This window comes from Mesorhizobium sp. M7A.F.Ca.CA.001.04.2.1 (assembly GCF_003998485.1).
Lineage (GTDB): Bacteria > Pseudomonadota > Alphaproteobacteria > Rhizobiales > Rhizobiaceae > Mesorhizobium > Mesorhizobium ciceri.
The window spans coordinates 20,336-42,064 of sequence record NZ_RZQT01000039.1 but is presented as its reverse complement, the minus strand read 5'-3'; the positions used below and the strand labels follow the sequence as shown (position 1 = coordinate 42,064).

Genomic DNA, 21,729 nt, shown 5'->3' with positions numbered 1-21,729 from the left:
ACCCGAAGTACATTCGATCTCCCCCCTTGAGGGGGAGATGTCCGGCAGGACAGAGGGGGGCGCTGTCCCGCCAACCTTCAACGGTCAGCTACTTCGCCTTCTCGATCTGGCCGCGGACCTCCCCATTCGGGTTCGCTTTGGTGTGGACGTTGACGTAATACTTGCCGGCCTCAAGGTCAGCCGCCTGGGCATCAGTGAGCGTCTCCGACCCCTTGATCGGGCTCTTGAGTTTTTTGAACGGGATGACAGGGTCGGCGTTTTCACCCATCGCCGCAGGGCCATGGATATGCGCGGCCGTCGCCGGTCCGCTGAGGCCGGAATATTTGACGTTCCAGTTGAGCTTCTTCTTGGTCGTGTCGAAGGTGAAAGTGGCCGTGCCCTTACCCTTCGTGGTGACGGGCGGGCTCTGCTGGCTGCCGTCTAGTGTCGCCTTGAACTTTTCCATGGCTGCCAGGGCCGGCGATGCGAACAGGAAAGCGGTCGAAATGGCCAGCGCCGACAGCGCCGGTAAGAAGGATTGGGTGCGCATGAAGAACCTCCGATTGACTGTGCACGCGTCGCGGCTCCCCGGCGCGCGCATGCGCCAACGGAACGGCCTGGCGGCACAATGTATCCAACCACACGTTTTTGTGATGACGTATAGAGATCCTAGGGGCCGTCCTGTCCGGCTTTAGCGATAGCGGTCAGACCGCCGCCAGCGCCTGCGTCAGGTCGGCGATCAGATCGTCCGGATGCTCGACGCCGATCGACAGCCTGACCGTGGTCTCCAGCACGCCGATGCGCTGGCGCACCTCGAAGGGAATGCCCGAATGGGTCATGGCCGCGGGGTGACTGGCCAGCGATTCCGTTCCGCCGAGGCTCACCGCCAGCTTGAAGATCTGCAATCCGTTGAGGAAGGCGAAAGCCGCCTTCTCCCCGCCCTTGATGTCGAAGGAGAAGGTTGATCCGGCGCCGCTGCATTGCGCCCTGTAGGCGCGGCCGGCCGGCGTATTCTCGCCCAGAAACGGCAGGTAGTGCACCTTGTCGACCTTGGCGTGGTCGCGCAGGAATTCGGCGATCAGGCGAGCATTGTCGTTGGCCCGCTCCATGCGGATCGACAGCGTCTCCAGCGAGCGGCCGAGCATCCAGCAGGAATGCGGGTCGAGCTGCGTGCCGATCGCGCCGCGCAGCGCCTTGATCGGCTTGGTGATAGCCTTGCTGCCCATGGCGGCACCTGCGATCAGGTCGGAATGGCCGCCGACATATTTGGTCAGCGAATAAACCGACACGTCGGCACCATGTTCGATCGGCCGCTGGAACACCGGACCCAGCAATGTGTTGTCGCACACGATGATCGGCGTTGACCCTTGGCTCGCGCCGATCTCGTCGGCGATCTTGCGCATCAGCGCGAGGTCGACCAGGCTGTTGGTCGGGTTTGACGGCGTCTCGATCAGGATGACCGACACGCGGCCTTTCGCGACGGCCGCGTCGGCGGCCGTGCGCACCGCCGACTCATCCACGCCATCCGCGAAACCGACAGCACCGATGCCAAAACCGGAGAGCGTGCGCGTCAAAAGCGTCTCCGTGCCGCCGTAGAGTGGCTGCGAATGCAGGATGACGTCGCCCGGACGGGCATAGGCGAGCAGTGTCGTGGCGATCGCCGACATGCCCGATGAAAACAGGATACAGGCATCCGTCCCCTCATAAATCGCCAGCCGGTCCTCGACGATCTCGCTGTTGGGATGATTGAAGCGCGAATAGACCAGGCCGGAGGCGGTGCCGCTCGGCGGCTCCTTCCTGCCGGATGTGTAGTCGAAGAAGTCGCGTCCCTCCTCCGCCGACTTGAACACGAAGGTCGAGGTCAGGAACACCGGCGGCTTGACGGCGCCCTCCGACAGCTGCGGATCGAAGCCATAGCTCAGCATCAGCGTCTCCGGATGGAGCTTGTGGTTGCCGATATGGGTCTTCGACGGGCGTGGCGCGGTCATGGCTTTTCCTGCCTGTTCGAGTGAAATAGTGAACGGCAATTTATGCGATCTCGTTCCGCCAGTCCTTGCTATTTTTGGGCTCACATGGCTGCATCCCCGCAACAAATTGCCTGGAGACACCGAAAGTGCAGCAGAAGATAGCCGACGATTTCGACCTGAAAATCCTGCGTGAGCTGCGGGCCGACGCCCGCATCACCAACAACGAGCTTGCCGAGCGCATCGGCCTGTCGCCGTCGCCCTGCCTGAGGCGTGTGCGGCGGCTGGAGGAGACCGGGGTCATCAGAGGCTACACCACGCTGGTCGATCCCTCAGCCTTCGGCTGGAGCATGGTCGCCATCGCCACCATCCGGCTCAGCCGCCAGAACGAAGACGAGATCGTGATGTTCGAGGACGCGATCCGCGGCTGGGAAGAGGTGCTGGAATGCCACCTCGTCACCGGTTCGCGCGACTATGTGCTGAAAGTGGTGACGGGAAGCCTCGAACAATACGAGCGCTTCATCAAGGAAAAGATCGCGCGGCTGAAATGCGTCGCCTCGATCGAGACCAGCTTCGTCATGAACACCATAAAGGAACGGCGCCTCTGACATTTCTGCCGGAGGCGCCGCTTTCTGGATAGATGTGTTGCCGGCTAGGCTTACTTGACCGCTTTGTCGGTGATGGCGGTGGTGTAGGCGCCGGTCGGCTCCTTGGTGATGATCTTCTGGTCGAGCAGCGCCTTGGCGGTGCGCTCGTAGGTCGCCGGGTCAAGCTTGCCGTCGGCATTGTCGATCAGCTTGGCGACTTCGCTCATCATGCGCTTCTGGTGGTTCTCGTCCTGACCGCCGCCGTCCATGACGATGCCTGCGGCTTCGTCATTGTTGTCGATGGCATATTTCCAGCCCTTCATCGAGGCGCGCACGAAACGCACCATCTTGTCTTCGAAGGCCGGATCCTTGAGCTTGTCTTCGGACGCATAGAGCCCGTCCTCGAGCAGGTCGTTGCCCATGGCCGAGTAGTTGAACACGGTCAGCTGTTCCGGCTTGTAGCCGGCGTCGATCAGTTGCCAGTATTCGTTGTAGGTCATGACCGAGATGCAGTCCGCCTGCTTCTGGATCAGCGGCTGCACGTCAAAACTCTGCTTGAGCACCGTGACGCCGTCCGGGCCGCCCTCGGTCTTCAGGCCGAGCTTGTTCATCCAGGCGTAGAACGGATACTCGTTGCCGAAGAACCAGACGCCGAGCGTGTGACCTTTGAAGTCGGCTTCGGTCTTGATCGGGCCGTCCTTCGGGCAGACCAGCTCCATGCCGGCCTTCTTGAACGGCTGGGCGATGTTGACCAGCGGCACGCCCTTTTCGCGGGCAGCCAGCGCACCGCCCATCCAGTCGACGATAACGTCGGCACCACCGCCGGCGATCACCTGCTCGGGCGCGATATCGGGACCGCCCGGCTTGATGTCGACGTCGAGACCCTCGGCCTCATAGAAACCCTTGGCCTTGGCGACATAGTAGCCGGCAAACTGGGCCTGCGTAACCCATTTCAGCTGCAACGTCACCTTGTCGGCGGCCATTGCCTGGAAAGCGGCAAGCGACATCGCGCCAGCCAGAACGGGAATAATCAGTCTTTTCATTTTGTTACCCTCTGAAGTTAGTGCCCTAAACCCACCGCCCCTATCCACCACGGACAGAGGGATGCCAAAACGTGACGGCTCTTTCGACAAGAGCGACCACGCCATAAAAGACCGAACCCGCAAGTGCTGCAACTGCGATTTCGGCCCAGACCATGTCGATGTTCATCCGCCCGACCTCGGTCGAGATGCGGAAGCCCATGCCGACGACAGGCGTGCCGAAGAACTCGGCAACGATGGCGCCGATCAGCGCCAGCGTCGAGTTGATCTTCAGCGCGTTGAAGATGAAGGGAGCTGCTGCCGGCAGCCGAAGCTTCAAGAGCGTCGGCCAGTAGCCCGACGCGTAGGTGCGCATCAGGTCGCGCTCCATATGGCCGGAGGCGGCCAGACCGGCGACCGTGTTCACCAGCATCGGGAAGAAGGTCATGATGATGACCACCGCCGCCTTGGACTGCCAGTCGAAGCCGAACCACATCACCATGATCGGCGCGACGCCGATGATCGGCAGCGCCGAGACCATATTGCCGATCGGCAGCAGGCCGCGCCGCAGGAAAGGCACGCGGTCAGCGAGCACGGCGGTGATGAAGCCGGCGCCGCTGCCCACGACATAACCGAAGATGACCGCCTTGAAGATGGTCTGCCGGACATCGGCACCGAGCACCGGCAGCGAACCGGCTATGCGCGCGCCGATGGCGCTTGGCGGCGGCAGCAGGATGAAGGGTATGCCGGCCCCACGCGTCACCGCTTCCCAGATGATCAGGATCCAGGCGCCGAAGATGGCCGGGATGATCAGGCGCAGCGCGGTGCGAGCCCATTTGGCGAACGGACGCAATGATGACAGCACCGCCACGCAGCGCCAGCCAAGCAGCCATGCGGCGGTGAGAAGCAGGAAGTACGGCGTCCGCGCCAGGCCTTCGAAACCGGTGATGCCTCCAATCAGCAGCCACGCGAGCAAATGCGCGCCGATGAAAAGCACAACGGCTTCGACGATGGACGGTATTCTGGCCATCGAGATCAAAGCAGCGACAAGCAGAACGCCGAAGATCAGCCAGGTCGTCGCCACATAGGGATATATCAACGTCCCTGCAGGCTGCGCCAGTGCATCGACTTTCGGCGCGGCGATCGGGCCGAGCGCCACTGCGATCAGGCACAGCACGATCGCCAGCACTGCCTGCCAGGAGGGTTTCAGCCAGTTCATGCCGGCCTCCCGCCCATGGCGCGGTCGACGAGGCGCCCGGCAATGCCGACCACCATGACCAGAAGGGCGGCCACCACCGAACCGGCGACCAGCGCCGACCAGATGTCGATGGACTGGCTGTAATAGGCGCCGGCGAGCAGCTTGGCGCCGATGCCGGCGACAGCGCCAGTCGGCAGTTCGCCGACGATGGCGCCGACCAGGCTTGCCGCCACCGCCACTTTCATCGAGGTGAACAGGAACGGCACCGAAGCAGGCACGCGCAACTTCCAGAAGGTCTGCGCGCGACTGGCATTGTAGGTGTGCATCAGGTCGAGATGCATGATCTCGGGCGAGCGCAGGCCCTTCACCATGCCGACAGTCACCGGGAAGAACGACAGATAGGTCGAAATCATCGCCTTCGGGACTAGCCCGCTGATGCCGATCGCCCCCAGCACGACGATGATCATCGGCGCCACAGCCAGGATGGGAATGGTCTGCGAGGCGATGATCCACGGCATCAGGCTGCGGTCGAGCGTCGCCACATGGACAATGCCGACGGCGATGATGATGCCGAGCGCCGTGCCGAAAGCGAAGCCGAGCAGCGTCGACGAAAGCGTCACCCAGGCATTGTAGACCAGGCTGCGGTTGGAGGTGATGGGCCGCAGGAAGGTGTTCTCGAAGAAATTCACCGCCACCTGGTGCGGCGCCGGCAATGTCGGCTTCGGCTGCGACAGCGTCTTGCCGATGAGTTGGCTGAACGTGGATGTTTCACCGGCGCGACGATCGAGATCGCGCTGGAACGGCGTGTTGAGGATGACGGCGAAGACATACCAGAGCGCGACCACGCCAACGAGGATGGAGGTGACGGGAACGAGCTTGTCGCGGAAGGTGTCCATCTAGCGGGCCTCAGCCGACTGGCGCCCTCCTCTCCCCAACGGGGAGAGGATGGCCGGAGCGAAGCGGAGGTCGGGTGAGGGGGTGGAAATCTTTCCGTCAAGGCAAGCCAAGATCGTATCCAGGACCGCTCGACGTTCGGCCAAAACCTCATGATTCCAGAACCGGGGAACCGAATAACCTTGTCCGTTCAGCCAAGCTGTCCTGGAAGGGTCGGTTGGAGAATCTGCGTGCTGACTACCATCAAGTTCGACAATCAGGCTTACCTCGCGACAAACAAAATCCGCGATGAACGGTCCAAGCGGCACTTGCCTCACAAATTTGTAGCCATTGAGATGACGGCCTCTCAGTTCCCCCCAAAGCCTGTATTCAGCCTCGGTCTCGTCAACCCGCAGCTTTCGGGCGCGAGCGGTTGCCCCGACCTTTCTCTTGGTCGGATCCGTCGGCGCCGCCCCCTCACCCGACCTCCGCTTCGCTCCGGCCACCCTCTCCCCGTTGGGGAGAGGAGGGAGCCCGTCGTTTGCTCCCTCAATCGTCATAGCTGTGCCCCGCGCGCAGCCCGTCCCGCACCCGCGCTGCGATCGCCAGAAACTCCGGCGTCTCGCGGATGTCGAGCGGCCGCTCTCTCGGCAGCGTCGATTCGATGATGTCGCTGACACGGCCCGGGCGCGGCGACATGACGACGATGCGCGTCGACAGATAGACGGCCTCCGGAATGGAGTGGGTGACGAAGCAGATGGTCTTGTTGGTGCGTCCCCACAATTCCAGCAGCTGCTCGTTGAGATGGTCGCGCACGATCTCGTCCAGCGCGCCGAACGGCTCGTCCATCAGCAGCAGGTCGGCGTCGAAGGCCAGCGCACGGGCAATCGAGGCGCGCTGCTGCATGCCGCCCGAGAGCTGCCAGGGATATTTCTTCTCGAATCCAGAGAGGTTGACGAGGCCGAGCGTGCGCTTGATCCGCTCGCCTTGCTCCGCCCTGGACAGGCCCATGATCTCCAGCGGCAGCCCCACATTGCGCTCGATGGTCCGCCACGGAAACAGCGCCGCCGCCTGAAAGACATAGCCATAGGCGCGTTTCTCGCGCGCCTGCTCTGCTGTCATGCCATTGACGGAAATCGCCCCCGAGGTCGGCTTCTCCAGATCGGCGATGACGCGCAGCAGCGTGGTCTTGCCGCAGCCCGAAGGCCCGATGAAGGAGACGAACTCGCCCTTGCCGATGGTGAGATCGACATTGGACAGCGCCTGCACCGGCCCGTCATTGGTCTGGAAAGTCAGCCCGAGTTTGCTTGCCGCGACGACGGCTGGCGAATTCCCCGTCATCGGTTGCCGCCTGCCTGTTTCCGTTCCCGCGGCGGCTGGAATCCGATTGCTTTTATCGCGATGTTGTTTTCCACTTGCCCTGTCCCATTTGGCCCTGTCCCTCTGACCTTGTCCCACGCGATCGACGCCCGGAGTTTCCCCGATGTCGCCCAAACCCACTTGTCATCTTATCCGCCCTGAAAGCACTTATGAAGGCAAGCAGGGGCTGACCTATTTCGCCGGCATTGCCGCCGAGACCGTCGGTGCGTCCGGCATCTGCATGCACATGCTCACCATGCCGCCCGGCGCCCGCGCCAAGGCGCATATGCACGAGAGCCACGAGACGGCGATCTATGTGCTCTCCGGCGAAGTCCACACCTGGTATGGCGACCGGCTCGAGCATCATATCGTCGTCAAGGCCGGTGATCTCTTCTACATCCCCGCCGGCGTGCCGCATCTGCCGGCCAACCTGAGCGGCGCCCCGTCCTCTGCCGTCATTGCGCGCACCGATCCCAACGAACAGGAGAGCGTCGTCCTGCTGCCGGAACTGGATGCGCTGGTCGCCGGAAGCTGACTTCGCCGGGCTAGGCGCCCGTCGGCCAATTGCTAGAGGTTTGCGCCCGCCAGCTTCGGCAATCATCGGCACCGAGACACTTCCCCATAGACGGTGCCGTCCGCATCCGCGATCACCAGTTTCTTGGCGTTCTTGGTGCTGTGCTTGATGATGAAGGTGGCGGGCGCCTTGCCCTCTTCGCCTTCGGCCTTGCACTCCGCCTTCACCACAAGCGAGCCGTCGGCCTGGACCCTCTTGCCGGTGAAGGTGCAAGCGCTCGTCGCCGTGATGAAGTCGGTGTTGGTTAGAAGCAGCATGTCCTCGGCGTAGACTTCCTGGCCGTTCTTGTTGATGCAGCCGGACTTGTTGCCATAAGGTTTGGCTAGGTCGATGCCGGCCGCCGACACTTGGCTGGCCACCAGAACCAAAACTGCCGCGAAAAGAAGTCCCCCGCGCCGCACCTCAAACCCCGGTCGCCGGGATGCCGGTGCGTTCCACTTTGCGCGGCGCGGAGATTTCCTTCCACGTCGACAGCGCCCGGTTGACGGCCGCATTCGGCTCGCGGCCGACGAATTCACCATGGCCGGGCTTGGCCTTGACCTCGGACTCCTGGATCGACAGTTCGCCACGCGAGAACACGAACCGCGGCAGGCCGGTCACCTCGAAACCCTCGAAGACATTGTAGTCGATCACCGATTGCTGCTTCTTGGACGAAATTGTCTTCTTGCGCTTGGGATCCCAGACGACGATGTCGGCGTCGGCGCCCTCTACGATGGCGCCCTTCTTCGGATACATGTTGAGGATCTTGGCGATGTTGGTCGAGGTCACCGCGACGAACTCGTTCATCGTCAGCCGGCCGGTGTTGACGCCTGTGGTCCACAGCACCGGCATGCGGTCTTCAAGCCCGCCGGTGCCGTTCGGGATCTTGGTGAAATCGCCGACGCCGTTGCGCTTCTGTTTGGTGGTGAAAGCGCAATGATCGGTCGCCACCACCTGCAGCGACCCCGCCTGGAGGCCGGCCCACAGCGAGTCCTGGTGCGATTTGTTGCGGAAGGGCGGGCTCATCACGCGGCGTGCCGCATGGTCCCAGTCCTTGTCGAAATACTCGCTCTCGTCCAGCGTCAGGTGCTGGATCAGCGGCTCGCCGAACACCCGCATGCCCTTCTGGCGCGCCCGGCGGATCGCTTCGTGGCTCTGCTCGCAGGAGACATGCACGACATAGAGCGGCACGCCGGCCATGTCGGCGATCATGATGGCGCGGTTGGTCGCCTCGCCTTCCACTTCGGGCGGCCGTGAATAGGCGTGGCCCTCGGGGCCGTTGTTGCCGGCAGCCAGCAGCTTCTGCGACAGTGCCGCCACCACGTCGCCATTCTCGGCATGAACGAGCGGCAGCGCGCCGAGATCGGCGCAGCGCTGGAACGACGCATACATCTCGTCGTCGTCGACCATCAGCGCGCCCTTGTAGGCCATGAAATGCTTGAACGAGGTGATGCCCTTGTCGACGACCGTGGCCATCTCGTCGAACACCTGCTTGCCCCACCAGGTGATCGCCATGTGGAAGGAATAGTCGCACGACGCCTTCGAGGTCTTGTTGTCCCACATCTGCAAGGCTTCGAGCAGCGACTGCTGAGGCGCCGGCAGGCAGAAATCGACCACCATGGTCGTGCCGCCGGAGAGCGCCGCGCGCGTGCCGGACTCGAAGTCATCGGCCGAATAGGTGCCCATGAACGGCATTTCGAGATGGGTGTGCGGGTCGATGCCGCCCGGCATGACGTAGCAGCCGGTGGCGTCGAACTCATGGTCGCCATGCAGGCCCGAACCGATGGCGACGATCTTGCCGTGCTGCATCAGCACATCGGCCTTCCAGGTGCGGTCGGCGGTGACGATGGTGCCGTTTCGGATGACTTTGGTCATTGACTGTTCCCTTGTTCTCTTCGCGCTTCTTTACGAGCGTCGTTTGGAAGGTGGATTCTAAGCTCACTCCACGATGACAGCCGTCTCCACCACCGCGTGGAACAAGACATCGGCACCCGCCGAAGCCCATTCCTTGGTGATCTCCTCGGCCTCGTTGTGGCTGAGGCCATCGACGCAAGGGCACATCACCATCGCGGTGGGCGCGACGCGGTTGATCCAGCAGGCGTCGTGGCCGGCACCGGAAACGATGTTGCGATGGGAATAGCCAAGGCGGTCGGCGGCATCGCGGATCGCCTTGACGCAGCCGGCATCGAAAGTCACCGGATCGAAAGCGCCGACCTGTTCGATCTCGTAGCGGATGTCGAGTGCATCGCAGATCGTGTCGATGCCTTCGCGGATGCGGCCATCCATCGCGTCCAGCACTTCTTTTTCCGGCGAGCGGATATCGACGGTGAAGACGGTGCGCCCGGCGATGATGTTGCGCGAATTGGGATAGACCTCCATGTGGCCGACCGCGCCGACGGCATCGGGCTGGTAGTCCATGGCGATCTCGTGCACCAGTTCGATCACCCGCGCCATGCCGAGCCCGGCATTGCGGCGCTTGGGCATCGGCGTCGAGCCGGTATGGGCTTCCTTGCCGGTCAGCGTCACCTGCAGCCATTTAAGGCCCTGGCCATGGGTGACGACACCGATGTCGATATCCTCGTCCTCGAGGATCGGACCCTGTTCGATATGCAGTTCGAAGAAGGCATGGATCTTGCGGTCGCCGACCTTCTCGGGGCCTTTCCAGCCGATGCGCTCCAGTTCCTCGCCGAATTTCTTGCCCTGCTTGTCGACATGCCCGTACACATCGGCCTGGTCGAGCACGCCGGCGAACACGCCGGACGCCATCATAGCCGGCGCGAAGCGCGAGCCCTCCTCGTTCGTCCAGTTGGTGACGACGATCGGATGTTTGGTCTTGATGCCGAGATCGTTGAGCGAGCGCACCACTTCAAGCCCGCCCAGTACGCCGAGCACGCCGTCATACTTGCCGCCGGTCGGCTGCGTATCGAGATGGCTGCCGACATAGACCGGCGGCAGGCTGGGATCGGTGCCTTCGCGGCGGGCAAACATCGTGCCCATTTCATCGACGCCCATTTCGAGCCCGGCCGCATCGCACCAGCGCTTGAACAGATGCCGCCCTTCGCCGTCTTCGTCGGTCACGGTCTGGCGATTGTTGCCGCCGGCAATGCCGGGGCCAATCTTCGCCATCTCCATGATGGAATCCCACAAACGGTCTGAATTGATTCGCAGATTCTCGCCGGGTGCGGCCATCTCGAGTTCCCATCTACACCGGGGGTCTTGTCGCCCCTTGAGTGATTTACAGCTTGACCGTATGGTCAGCTTTTAAACTACACAACCTGACCAAGCGGTCAACTAGAATCTTGGGGTAGACATGGCAGAACCCACCCGCCCCATGCGGCGACAGGAGATCCGCCGAGAGAATGAAAAAACCATTCTCGTCGCTGCAGAGAAGGTGTTTGCGGAGGCAGGGTTTGGCGGCGCCACGATGCAGTTGATTGCGGATCTGGCCGGACTGCCGAAGGCAAATCTCCACTACTATTTCGCCACCAAGGAAGAGCTTTACCGGTCGGTCGTTCAAAACATCTTTGAAATCTGGCTACAGGCGGCCAATTGCTTCGACGCGGCGCGCGGGCCCATAGACGGCATCAGTGCCTATATCGACGCCAAGATGGAAATATCACGCCGCCATCCCGACGGCTCGAAGGTCTGGGCCTCCGAAGTGATGCACGGGGCGCCGGTGCTTCAGGACTATATGGAATCGACGCTGCGCGAATGGACCGACGGCCGCGTCGAGATCATCAGGCGCTGGATCGAGGAAGCCAAGATGGACCCGGTGGATCCGCGCCATCTGCTCTATATGCTTTGGGCTACGACCCAGCACTACGCCGATTTCGGCCATCAGATCGAGACACTCAATGGCGGAAAACCTCTGTCCGACCGGCAATGGCGGGAAGCCAAGGAAAATATCAAGCGGGTGATCCTGACCGGGATCGGTGCGTTGCCCGCCTGACTGTAATGGTTCGTTGCAAGCAAAAGGTCAGGTCGGCGCGCTGCCGCGCCGACCTCAACCGACCGCGTCAGTCCGTCAATCGATTGACCTCAGCACATCGCGAACATGGTCGATCAATTCGTTGATCTGGCCCTTGGTGATGATCAGCGGCGGCGACAGCGCGATGATGTCGCCGGTGGTGCGGATCAGCGCGCCGCGCTCGAACGCCTTGACGAAGGCCGAGAAGGCCCGCTTGGTCGGCTGGCCGGCGATCGGCGCCAGCTCGATCGCACCGATCAGGCCGATGTTCCTGATATCGATGACGTTCGGCTCGCCTTTCAGCGAATGCAGCGCGTCTTCCCAGTACGGCGCCAGCTCCTCGCCACGGGTCAGCAAGCCCTCTTCCTTGTAGGTGTCAAGCGTGCCGAGTGCGGCCGCGCAGGCGATCGGGTTGCCCGAATAGGTGTAGCCGTGGAAGAACTCGATCATGTGCTCGGGGCCGGTCATGAAGGCGTCGTGGATCTCCTTCTTCACAAACACCGCGCCCATCGGGATGACGCCGTTGGAGACGCCCTTGGCGGTGGTCATGATGTCGGGCGTGACACCGAAATAGTCGGCGGCGAACGGTGTGCCGAGACGGCCGAAACCGGTGATGACCTCATCGAAGATCAACAGGATGCCGTGCTTGGTGCAGATCTCGCGCAGCTTCTCCAGATAACCCTTCGGCGGCAGGATGACGCCGGTGGAGCCGGCGACCGGCTCGACGATGACGGCGGCGATGGTCGAAGCGTCGTGCAGGGCGACGATACGCTCCAGCTCGTTGGCGAGTTCCGCGCCATACTCCGGCACACCCTTGGTGAAGGCGTTCTTTTCCGGCAGATGCGTGTGCGGCATATGGTCGACGCCGCCGAGCAGCGTGCCGAACATCTTGCGGTTGGTGACGATGCCGCCGACCGAGATGCCGCCGAAATTGACGCCGTGATAGCCGCGCTCGCGGCCGATCAACCGGGTGCGCGAGCCCTCGCCCTTCACACGGTGATAGGCGATCGCCATTTTGAGCGCGGTCTCGACCGATTCCGAGCCGGAATTGGTGAAGAAGACATGGTCCATGCCCTTGGGCGCCAGGTCGACCAGGCGGTTGGCCAGTTCGAACACGATCGGATGGCCCATCTGGAAGGCCGGCGCATAATCGAGTTCGGCAGCCTGGTGCTGGATCGCCTCGGTGATCTTCGGACGGCAGTGGCCGGCATTGACGCACCACAGGCCGGCGGTGCCGTCGAGCACCTTGCGGCCGTCGCTGGTTGTGTAATGCATGTCCTTGGCGGACACCATCATGCGCGGCGCCTGCTTGAACTGCCGGTTTGCCGTGAACGGCATCCAGAATGCACTGAGATCGTTCGGCGTGACTTTCAGCCGGTTGGACATGACCAGGACTTCCCCTTGTAAACTGTTTCGCTGCGCCCAACGCTTGGTCTTTGCCGCGTTTTCATGCTACGGAAATTTTTGACCGATTGGACAAACGTTAGCACCGCCCTTTAGGCGGTCAAGGATTACTAGCGGAAATGCGGCACCTGAAGTGCGTTCCACAGGCTAGGGAAAAACTGGTCCAGAGAATTGGTCCAGATGAGCCTCAACACGAGGGCTTGCAACGGTGACCATCGGCACGGATGCCCCTCGCCGCACCCGCATCCAGCAGGAAAAGCGCGAACTCATCCTGGAGGCGGCGCTTGAGGTCTTCTCCACCAACGGCTTTCGCGGCTCGACCATCGACCAGATCGCCGAAGCCGCCGGCATGTCGAAGCCGAACCTGCTCTATTATTTCCGGCGCAAGGAAGACATCCACGAAACGCTGATGCAGCGCCTGCTCGACACCTGGCTGGCGCCACTGCGCGAACTCGACGACATTGGCGATCCCCTAACCGAACTGCGCAGCTACATCAGGCGCAAGCTGGAGATGGCGCGCGATTTTCCGCGCGAGAGCCGGCTGTTCGCCAACGAGATCCTGCAAGGCGCGCCACGCATCATGCCGCTGCTGGCGGGCGAACTGAAAACGCTGGTCGACGAGAAGGCCGCCGTCATCAAGGGCTGGATGCGCGCCGGCAAGATCGCCAAGACCGACCCGTGGCACCTGATCTTCTCGATCTGGGCGACGACGCAGCATTATGCCGATTTCGACGTCCAGGTCCGCGCCGTGCTCGGACCGAACCGTGGCGGCGACGGCCGCTTCGAGGATGCGGCAAGATTTCTCGAGCAGTTGTTCCTCGATGGGCTGAAGCCGAAGGGCTAAATGGTTTCGTCATTCTAGGGCGAAGCAAGGAGCGAAGCGACGCGGCGCAGACCCTACAATCCATGCCGCGACTTCAACGCGCCGCAAAGGTCCAAATTCTGCTCCGTAGTACTCTTCGGCAAACGTCCCGGCATGGATCCTCGGGTCTCCGCGTCCGCTTCGCCCGTGGATGACGAAGCCGAGGGGGACGCCAGCCAACCTCAGGCGCTGCGCCGCTCGGCCGGCAGCGCGTCCAGCAATGCCTGCAGCTTGGCGATCGAATTCTGCTCGGCTAACGGCGTGTAGACGATCAGCTTCATGTCCGAGCCGTCGCCGATCGACAGGCTCATATGCTCGAAGGTCATGGCGCCCGCGCTCGGGTGCCGGACATGTTTCACCCCCGACAACCGATGCGCGACGTCGCGCTGCGGCCACCAGGCACGAAATTCGGGGCTCGAACGGGTCATCAACTCGATCAGCCGCTCGAAATCCGGATCGCCGACATAGCGGGCGCTCGTGGCCCGGAACGAGGCCAGCACGGTGCGCGCCAGTTGCTCCCAGTCGACCAGCAGGTGCCGGTGATGCGGGCTCGTGAACACCATGTGGACGATGTTGCGGGCGTCACCCTCCAGCAGGCCATAATCGCCGAACACCGCCACCGCCGCCGGGTTCCAGGCCAGCACGTCCCAGCGCCGCCCGACGACATAGGCCGGCTGCAGCACCAGGCTCTGCAGCATGTGCAGCAACGGGCCATCGACCTTTTCCGGCGCTACGGCACGGCGCTCCGGCTGTTGGCGGTCGGCAAGGATGAACAGATGCTGTTGTTCGGCGGCGTCGAGGCGCAGTGCTTCGGCGAGCGCCGTCAGCACCTCGACCGAGGGCCTGACCTCCCGCCCCTGCTCCAGCCATGTGTACCAGGTCGTGCCGACGCCGGCGATCATCGCCACCTCCTCGCGCCGTAGTCCCGGCGTACGCCGTCTGAGACCGGTGGCGATGCCTGCGGCCGAGGGCGTCAGCCTTTCCCGGCGCGAGCGCAGGAAGGCGCCGAGTTCGCGTCGGCGGCTGTCTTCAGCCGAACGTGTGGGGGCCGCGTGAGGTTGGGACTCCATGCGCGTATTATAGCAGTATTGATACCAGGATAAAGTTTGAACTGTTTGGCCAGCGCCAACTGGCCCATCTTCCGTTCAGAGCAACAGAACGGAGGCTCTGAACATGGAACTCAAAGACAAGACGATCCTCATCACCGGCTCGACAGACGGCGTCGGCCGCGTTGTCGCGCAACGGCTCGGCGCCGCGGGCGCCCGTGTGCTGGTGCACGGCCGCGATGCGATGCGCGGCAAGGCTGTTGTCACCGAGATCGAAGCCGCCGGCGGCAAGGCAGAGCTTCTGGTCGCCGACCTCTCTTCGCTGGCCGAGGTGCGCCACCTCGCCGAGGCGGTGCGCGCCCGGACGAACCGGCTGGACATCCTCATCAACAATGCCGGCATCGGCACAGCGGGCCAAGGTGCCAAAAGGCAGGTGAGTGCCGACGGCTATGAACTGCGCTTCGCGGTCAACTATCTCGCCGGTTTCCTGCTGACATCGGAGCTCCTGCCATTGCTGAAGGCCAGTGCGCCGGCGCGCATCGTCAATGTCGCCTCTGCGGGGCAGCAGGCGATCGACTTCAGCGATGTCATGCTGACCCGCTCCTATGACGGGGTGCGCGCTTATTGCCAGAGCAAGCTGGCGCAGATCCTGTTCACCGTCGATTTGGCCGAACAGTTGAAAGGCACCGGCGTCACCGTCAACGCATTGCATCCGGCGAGCTACATGAACACAACCATGGTCCGGCAGGCCGGGGTGACGCCGTGGAGCTCGGTCGAGACCGGCGCCGATGCCATCCTCAATCTCGCCACCTCACCCACGCTTAACGGGAAAAGCGGCCTCTATTTCGACGGCCTGCGGGAATCCCGCGCCGATGCTCAGGCCTACGACGCCAAGGCAAGGCAACAGCTGAGAAGCTTGAGCCTCGATCTCATCGGCCCGGCCTCCCCCACATCGAAGGAACAGCATTGATGACCAAGGCAATCCAACACACCGTCATCATCGGTGGCTCGTCCGGCATCGGGCTGGCGACGGCGCGCAAACTGCTTGGCCCGGACATGAAGGTAACCATCACCGGCCGCAACGAGGACAAGCTGAAGAGCGCTTGGAAGAGTCTTGGCGGCGCTGCCGGGAAGGCTGCATTCGACGCCTCGAAGCCGGATGAAGTCACCCGGTTCTTCGAGCGCCTTGGTCCATTCGACCATCTGGTGCTCGCGGCCAGCGGCGGCAAGGGCCTCGGCCCGTTCCCGGCGCTTGACCTGAGTGACATCGGCAGTGGCGTGGAGGAAAAGGTCCGCCCGCAGCTGTCCTGCCTGCAGGCCGCCTTGCCGACACTCAACAAGGCCGGATCGGTCACCTTCATCTCGGCGGTGTCGGCGCAGCTCGCAACGCCCGGCGTCGCCGGTATCGCCGCCATCAACGGCATGCTGTTGACCGTGGTGCCGATCCTGGCGATGGAGTTGAAACCGCTGCGCGTCAATGTCGTGGCGCCAGGCGTCATCGACACGCCCTGGTGGGACTTTCTGGCCGAGGAGCAGAGGCAGGCGCTGTTTGCCGACTATGCCGGCAGGACCCCGGTCGGCCGCATCGGTCGCGCCGAAGACGTTGCCGCGGCAATAGCTTTCCTCGTCTCCAACGGCTTCATGACCGGTCAGGTGCTGACCTGCGACGGCGGACTGCGATTTGCGGCGTAGCGTTCCTCGGGCGCCGACAGGCTTTTCACCCTCAATTGGCTCTTTTTGGACCGCCCCGCACGCTCTTTTCGCCGGGGCTGTCACCGCCCGGTCTCACCGCATCTGAAGCGGTCTTTTCCGGAACATAGGAATAATCAGGCGTATCAGCCCCATACATCTTGTTGTCGATCGCCTCTTGCCAGCTGAAATCCGCGTCGGACGGTGAAACGTCGGCAATGTCATGGCGGGAGGAGCGAGAGTGCAGCCAGTTCGGGGTGATCTCTCGGACCAATTGTGCAAAGCGTCCCATCGAAACCGTTCCTTTCCTTGCCCTTTCCAGGAGGCGCGATCGCGGTTGCGTCGGCTGGATCTAAAGTTGACCTCTCAGCCAGGCCAGCGTCTCGACAACGTCGGCAAGCCCGTACCGCGCTGCGGTGTGCGCTGGTGGTTTGACGCGGATCGATATGCCGCCGGCATCATTGACGGCCTCAAAACCGTTTTCATCCGACGTGTCGTCGCCCAGGAAGACCGGGCGACGGCCCGTGAATGGCGCAATTTCCATGAAACGCCGGATCGCGGCGCCCTTAGCGGCCTCGAGCGGCAGCAGTTCCACACCGGCATTGCCGGGAACCACCCGGTAGCCCTTTGGCAGCGTGGCCAGCGCCTGCTCGACAAGCTGCGTCGCGCGCGGAAGCAGATGCGGGGCGGCGCGCGTGTGGATGGCCAGCACCCGTCCTTTGCGCTCGATATAGGCGCCACGACCGAGCTCGGCCTCGATCTCGTCGGCAAGCGCAGAAATATCCGCCGGCTCATCCGCGACTTCGACGTCGTCGTTCGGTAGGAGCCGATGTTCCAGGCCATAGAGCCCGGCGGCGCGCAGCTTCAAAGGCTGAAACAGATGATCGACAGCCGCGACGGAACGGCCTGTTATGAAGGCCAATGCCCCGTTCAGCTTGCGATCCAGGCCTTGCAGCAAGGAGCGGAGCTCGTCGCTGACCGAGACCGCGTCCGGGTGTTCGGCATGTTCCAGCAGGGTGCCGTCGATATCGAGGAACAACGCCCATTCGCCGGTCAGCACAGTGTGCGGTTTCTCCATGACGGCCTGCGGCTTGTGCAGGGTCTCGCCAACAATATTTTGCAGCGCATCGCTCATGACATCGCCACCCGTCTGCGCTCAAAAATGGAGACGACATTGTCGACGCTGGGCGGCGGGTCGCTGACGGCACCGGTCACCCGATCGAGGTCCCCGCGCTTGCGCAAACGTGCCGCATCCAGAAGCATGCTGCCGGCCCAGCGATAGACATTGTTGTTGCGGATTGTCTCGCGCATGGGGCGCATGCGCTCGCGCTGTTCTTCGGGCGACATGGTCAGTGCCTGCAACAGCGCTCCGCTCATCATGGCGGCATCGTAAGGGTTGACGATAAGCGCCTCCAGCAATTCGCGCGAGGCGCCGGCGAATGTGCTGAGCATCAAAACGCCCTGCTCGTCGTCGCGCGCGGCGACGAATTCCTTTGCGACGAGGTTCATGCCGTCATGCAGGCTGGTGACCATGCATATGTCGGCGGCCCGATAGATCTCGTAGACCTGTTCTTGCGAGTGATGTTCGGCCACCATGATCACCGGCCTGTAGCCCTCGCTGCCATAACGCCGGTTGAGCTCTTCGGCATAACGGTGGCACTCGTCATGGAGCAGCTTGTAGGCAGGCAGCGTGCCGCGGCTGGGTGCCGCGATCTGCAGGAAGACCAGTTTTCCGATCCACTCAGGCTGTCGCTTGAACAATTCGTTCAAAGCGTGAAACCGATCGAGAATGCCCTTGGTATAATCGAGGCGCTCGACCCCGACGGCCAGCTTCACATCCGCTTTAAGGCCGAACCTCTCGCGCATGCGAGCGCGGCAATCGTCGACAGCGGGAAGTTTCGCCAGCAGGTCCGCCGGCCATTCTATCGAGATGGGATAGGCGTGCACCAATGTGGTCCGTCCGCCGTAGGAGATGGCCGCATCGGCCCGCTCGATGCGGCTTTCCAGGAAGCGATCGACGCTTTCGGTGAAATTGTTGGCATGGAACTGGGTGTGGAAGCCGATGATCGAGCTGCCGAGCAGGCCTTCGAGGATGCGTTCACGCCATGGGCAGATGCTGTACACTTCCGAATTTGGCCACGGGATGTGCCAGAAAGTGATGACGATCGCCTCCGGCAGGCGCTCGCGGATCATGCGCGGCAGCAGCGCGAAATGGTAATCCTGAACCAGCACGATCGGCCGCTCGTTGCGCGCCTCGGCAACCACGGTATCGGCAAACTTCCGGTTGACGGCTTCATAGGCAGCCCAGTCGGAGGCGCGAAAAATCGGCCGGGTGAAGGCGATATGGCAAAGCGGCCAAAGGCCCTCATTGGCGAAACCGAGATAATAGCCCTGATGCTCTTCCTCCGTCAGCCAGACCCGGCGCAGCGTGTAGGACGGGTTGCCAGGCGGCACCTGCACGCGATCGTGGTCGTCGACGGTAAGGCGGTCCGCCGTTCCGCCGCCATAGGCGATCCAGGTGCCCGCACAGGCGCGGGTAATGGGCTCGAGCGCCGACACCAGCCCGCTGGCCGGGACGAGCAACTCGACGCCGTCGTCCTTCACATTGTGGATGTACGGCTCGCGATTGGACACCACGATAACCTGCGCATCGGGCAGATCGTCGGCCAGGATCTTGCGCAATGTTTCTGGCGACCAGGTCACCAGCGCGGCATCGGCCGATTGGCCGTTCTTTTCGAACTCCCGTATCACCTTGCGCGCGGCCTCCGCCGCCACATCTTCGCCTGCCGTATGTGGGACGGCAGGAGGATGACGGCGACGGTGCCGCGATATGGAGAGGAATACGGCAAGAGCGGAAAAACCGAGGCTCGCGAAAATCAGAACCCAGAGCAGGTCCGCACCGTAGTTTGTCATTGAACGTCAACTCACCCCGGCCGTCGGCGACCGTTTGTTCGTGTTTCCCGTTTGAAACGGTCCGCCGGCCACGTGGTCGGCGTTCGGACCAGTGTTTTTGCAACGCACAAGGCCTGGATCGGTTCCGCCAATTTTGTTCGGATCATGTTCTTACTATGAGCGGCACCAGCCCTTCATGGCGGTCGGCCAGGAAAGCGACGACCCGGTCGCCGACGCGCTGGAAGGTGAGATCGACGACCCGGTCGCCGACGCCCAGGTGCCGCAGTGTCAGCGTGTCGATGCCGATCGGCAGCCTGGGGCGGCCGACGCGAATCTCACCCTCCCAGCCGTCGATCTCCAGGCCAAGACAGGCCTGCATCAACATGAAAGCGGAGCCCGCCGACCACGCTTGCGGCAGGCAGGCGACGGGATAGGCGATGGGTGCTTCGCCCGGCGCACGTGTAAAACCGCAGAACAGTTCGGGCAGCCGCATGTTGAAATGGACCGCGGATTCGAACGTGCCGCTCATCAGGCGAACCACGCTTTCGCGCTCGCCATAGCGCGCCAGCCCGGCACCGCAAAGGGCGGTATCGTGCGGCCAGATCGAGCCATTGTGGTACGACATCGGATTGAAGAACACGGCATCGTCGGCGAGCGTCCGCAGTCCCCAGCCCGAATGGAAGGAGGCGGAAAGCAGCTGGTCAGCCACCATCTGGGCCCGCGCAGGCTCAGGCAATCCGACAAAGAGCAGATGCCCCGCATTCGAGGTCCGCACCTTGCAGGGCTCGCCGGCACCGTCGATTGCCAGCGCATAGAAGCCGAGATCGTCAAGCCAGAAATCCCGTTCCACGGCAACCCGCATCGCTTCGGCGCGATCATCCCAGTGGTCGGCCCTGTCGTTCTCGCCCCGGCGACGGGCAAGTGCCGCCAGCCCCCGGAAGGCGGCAAAGACGTAGCCCTGCACTTCGACAAGGGCGATCGGGCCCTTGGGAATGCGGCCATCGGCATGGAAGACCGAATCGAAACTGTCCTTCCATCCCTGGTTGGCGAGGCCGGACTCGGCCGCTCGCTGGTAAGTCACGAATCCGGTCTCCCGGCCCGCCTCCTCCGTCCATTCGGCCGCGGCGCACAGCGACGGCCACAGGCCGTCGATGAACGCCATGTCACCGGTACGATCGGCGTAGGCACAGGCAAGATAGATGTAGAGCGGTGTCGTATCGACGCCACCGTAGTAGCGGCCAAAGGGAAGCTCCCGCAGCGCCACCATTTCGCCCTTGCGGGTCTCGTGCATGATCTTGCCCGGCTGCGAATCGCTGAACGGCGATGTCTCGGTCGCCTGATGCTGGGCCAGAAAGGCCAACACGCCCCGCGCCAATCCCGGATTGAGCCACAGCATCTGCAGTGCCGAGATGACACCGTCGCGGCCGAACGCCGTCGAGAACCAGGGGATGCCGGCATAGGGATAGGGGCCGGTCGCCAGCTCGGTGGTCAGCAGCGCGACATCGGCGCGGGCGCGCTCGACCCAGTCGTTGAAGACACGGCCCGAGCTGCGCACCGTCGCGCCATGGCGACGTTTGGCCCGCATGCCAAAGCGGGCGCGGGCGGCAGCGGCGCGGAACCGGTCGCGGTCGGGCTTGTCGGCTACCTCGGGACCGACCTCGACATAAAGCACCTTCCTGCTACGCTTGGTCACGGCGATCAGGAAATCGGCACGGTTGGCACTCAGTTGGTCCGGCGCCTGCGAGAACGATATCGCCGAGAGGCGGGCCAGGCCATCGAGCCCATCATAGCGCAGCAGGACCGACGTCGCGTTTGTTTCGGCGGCATGGGCCAGCCCGCGCTTCAGCCGTGTCGAGCCACGCACTTCAAACATGTCGCGGAAATCGGCGGAGTAGTGCAGGGAAACGCTGATCGTCGAGTGTTCCCGGCTGTAATTGGAAAGGGTGATGCGTTCAAACAGCCTGTCCTGCCAAAGCAGTCTGACGCGTTCGATGTGAATGGCTCCCTGCGGGATGTCGCGTCCACCGGCGCTCTGTATCGGCAGATTGGTCAAATTGGTGGTGAACAGCACATTGTCCTGGCTGAGCGAGGCGCCGAGCAGAGATGTCTGCCTGCCGCCGACGGTCAGCCGGAACTCGGAAAGGACCCGCGTGTCGTCGCGAAAGAAACCGTCGCCGGCGCCACGTATGTCGCCATAGGCGTCGGCAACGGCGAAGCAATCGCCCTGCTTGAGCGCAAACAACCGATGCGGCTCGCGAGGGGCGGTGGCGTCGAGCGATGCAAGCGCAACCGCAGGATCGAGCTGGCGCTCATCGAGTTGGGCCATTCGTCACAGAT

21 protein-coding genes and 1 pseudogene are annotated in these 21,729 nt (G+C 63.0%); 6 read left to right on the top strand and 16 right to left on the bottom strand.

All coding sequences use genetic code 11. The features are described from left to right. Positions 1–88: 88 nt before the first annotated feature. Together EN955_RS15040 and EN955_RS15035 are read right to left on the bottom strand one after the other, a co-directional pair. Positions 89–529: a CHRD domain-containing protein gene (locus EN955_RS15040; protein WP_013530918.1), complete on the bottom strand. Its 441-nt coding sequence runs from the start codon at positions 527–529 to the stop codon at positions 89–91. 154 nt (positions 530–683) lie between these two features. Beyond that, positions 684–1,967: a cystathionine gamma-synthase family protein gene (locus EN955_RS15035; RefSeq protein ID WP_024501497.1), complete on the bottom strand. Its 1,284-nt coding sequence runs from the start codon at positions 1,965–1,967 to the stop codon at positions 684–686. A 125-nt stretch (positions 1,968–2,092) separates the two neighbouring features. Between EN955_RS15035 and EN955_RS15030 the strand changes: the two genes are divergently transcribed. Next, complete coding sequence (locus EN955_RS15030) at positions 2,093–2,551, top strand: Lrp/AsnC family transcriptional regulator (RefSeq protein ID WP_024501498.1); 459 nt, start codon at positions 2,093–2,095, stop codon at positions 2,549–2,551. Between the two features lie 50 nt (positions 2,552–2,601). Here the strand turns inward: EN955_RS15030 and EN955_RS15025 are convergent, their stop codons facing one another. The 5 genes and pseudogenes from EN955_RS15025 to EN955_RS15005 form a co-directional block, all read right to left on the bottom strand. Then, the gene (locus EN955_RS15025) at positions 2,602–3,573 is read right to left on the bottom strand and encodes an ABC transporter substrate-binding protein (RefSeq protein WP_013530916.1); all 972 of its coding nucleotides are present in this window, start codon (positions 3,571–3,573) and stop codon (positions 2,602–2,604) included. A 40-nt stretch (positions 3,574–3,613) separates the two neighbouring features. Further along, positions 3,614–4,768: an ABC transporter permease gene (locus EN955_RS15020; protein WP_024501499.1), complete on the bottom strand. Its 1,155-nt coding sequence runs from the start codon at positions 4,766–4,768 to the stop codon at positions 3,614–3,616. After that, complete coding sequence (locus EN955_RS15015; RefSeq protein WP_024501500.1) at positions 4,765–5,643, bottom strand: ABC transporter permease; 879 nt, start codon at positions 5,641–5,643, stop codon at positions 4,765–4,767. Before EN955_RS15015 ends, EN955_RS15020 begins: the two co-directional genes overlap by 4 nt. Beyond that, positions 5,644–6,054: pseudogene (locus tag EN955_RS15010) on the bottom strand (DUF559 domain-containing protein); the annotation flags it as partial. Between the two features lie 115 nt (positions 6,055–6,169). After that, positions 6,170–6,961, bottom strand: coding sequence for an ABC transporter ATP-binding protein (locus EN955_RS15005; protein WP_013530913.1), 792 nt, complete (start codon positions 6,959–6,961; stop codon positions 6,170–6,172). Positions 6,962–7,103: 142 nt separating this feature from the next. Here EN955_RS15005 and EN955_RS15000 point away from each other — a divergent pair, with 142 nt between their 5' ends. Further along, positions 7,104–7,514 (top strand): cupin domain-containing protein, encoded by a 411-nt coding sequence (locus EN955_RS15000; protein WP_013530912.1) that lies wholly within the window; start codon positions 7,104–7,106, stop codon positions 7,512–7,514. Between the two features lie 62 nt (positions 7,515–7,576). On the opposite strand, the gene EN955_RS14995 is transcribed toward EN955_RS15000, so the two are convergent. From EN955_RS14995 to EN955_RS14985, 3 genes are all read right to left on the bottom strand, one after another. After that, complete coding sequence (locus EN955_RS14995) at positions 7,577–7,912, bottom strand: hypothetical protein (RefSeq protein ID WP_245265282.1); 336 nt, start codon at positions 7,910–7,912, stop codon at positions 7,577–7,579. Between the two features lie 43 nt (positions 7,913–7,955). After that, complete coding sequence (gene hydA / locus EN955_RS14990) at positions 7,956–9,407, bottom strand: dihydropyrimidinase (RefSeq protein ID WP_024501503.1); 1,452 nt, start codon at positions 9,405–9,407, stop codon at positions 7,956–7,958. Between the two features lie 63 nt (positions 9,408–9,470). Next, positions 9,471–10,721 (bottom strand): Zn-dependent hydrolase, encoded by a 1,251-nt coding sequence (locus tag EN955_RS14985; protein ID WP_013530909.1) that lies wholly within the window; start codon positions 10,719–10,721, stop codon positions 9,471–9,473. Between the two features lie 121 nt (positions 10,722–10,842). Here EN955_RS14985 and EN955_RS14980 point away from each other — a divergent pair, with 121 nt between their 5' ends. Next, entirely contained in the window at positions 10,843–11,481 is a 639-nt protein-coding gene (locus tag EN955_RS14980) for a TetR/AcrR family transcriptional regulator (RefSeq protein ID WP_013530908.1), read from the top strand. Positions 11,482–11,556: 75 nt separating this feature from the next. On the opposite strand, the gene EN955_RS14975 is transcribed toward EN955_RS14980, so the two are convergent. Continuing rightward, on the bottom strand, positions 11,557–12,885 hold the full coding sequence (locus EN955_RS14975) for an aspartate aminotransferase family protein (protein WP_013530907.1): 1,329 nt from the start codon (positions 12,883–12,885) through the stop codon (positions 11,557–11,559). Between the two features lie 226 nt (positions 12,886–13,111). On the opposite strand from EN955_RS14975, the gene EN955_RS14970 reads away from it, so the two are divergent. Beyond that, the gene (locus EN955_RS14970) at positions 13,112–13,747 is read left to right on the top strand and encodes a TetR family transcriptional regulator C-terminal domain-containing protein (RefSeq protein WP_013530906.1); all 636 of its coding nucleotides are present in this window, start codon (positions 13,112–13,114) and stop codon (positions 13,745–13,747) included. A 200-nt stretch (positions 13,748–13,947) separates the two neighbouring features. Here EN955_RS14970 and EN955_RS14965 read toward each other — a convergent pair whose 3' ends face one another. Continuing rightward, entirely contained in the window at positions 13,948–14,835 is an 888-nt protein-coding gene (locus EN955_RS14965) for a helix-turn-helix transcriptional regulator (protein WP_024501504.1), read from the bottom strand. Between the two features lie 103 nt (positions 14,836–14,938). Between EN955_RS14965 and EN955_RS14960 the strand changes: the two genes are divergently transcribed. Together EN955_RS14960 and EN955_RS14955 are read left to right on the top strand one after the other, a co-directional pair. After that, positions 14,939–15,781: an SDR family oxidoreductase gene (locus tag EN955_RS14960; RefSeq protein WP_024501505.1), complete on the top strand. Its 843-nt coding sequence runs from the start codon at positions 14,939–14,941 to the stop codon at positions 15,779–15,781. Further along, the gene (locus tag EN955_RS14955) at positions 15,781–16,503 is read left to right on the top strand and encodes an SDR family oxidoreductase (RefSeq protein WP_024501506.1); all 723 of its coding nucleotides are present in this window, start codon (positions 15,781–15,783) and stop codon (positions 16,501–16,503) included. Before EN955_RS14960 ends, EN955_RS14955 begins: the two co-directional genes overlap by 1 nt. 31 nt (positions 16,504–16,534) lie before the next feature. Here the strand turns inward: EN955_RS14955 and EN955_RS14950 are convergent, their stop codons facing one another. From EN955_RS14950 to EN955_RS14935, 4 genes are all read right to left on the bottom strand, one after another. Beyond that, entirely contained in the window at positions 16,535–16,792 is a 258-nt protein-coding gene (locus tag EN955_RS14950; RefSeq protein ID WP_024501507.1) for a hypothetical protein, read from the bottom strand. Between the two features lie 60 nt (positions 16,793–16,852). Next, positions 16,853–17,578, bottom strand: coding sequence for a trehalose-phosphatase (gene otsB, locus EN955_RS14945; RefSeq protein WP_032898633.1), 726 nt, complete (start codon positions 17,576–17,578; stop codon positions 16,853–16,855). A gap of 53 nt (positions 17,579–17,631) precedes the next feature. Next, positions 17,632–19,413 carry a trehalose-6-phosphate synthase gene (locus tag EN955_RS14940; RefSeq protein ID WP_013530900.1) on the bottom strand — a complete coding sequence of 594 codons (1,782 nt, stop codon included), beginning with the start codon at positions 19,411–19,413 and terminating at the stop codon, positions 17,632–17,634. Positions 19,414–19,555: 142 nt separating this feature from the next. Next, the gene (locus tag EN955_RS14935) at positions 19,556–21,718 is read right to left on the bottom strand and encodes an amylo-alpha-1,6-glucosidase (RefSeq protein ID WP_024501509.1); all 2,163 of its coding nucleotides are present in this window, start codon (positions 21,716–21,718) and stop codon (positions 19,556–19,558) included. Positions 21,719–21,729 lie beyond the last annotated feature (11 nt).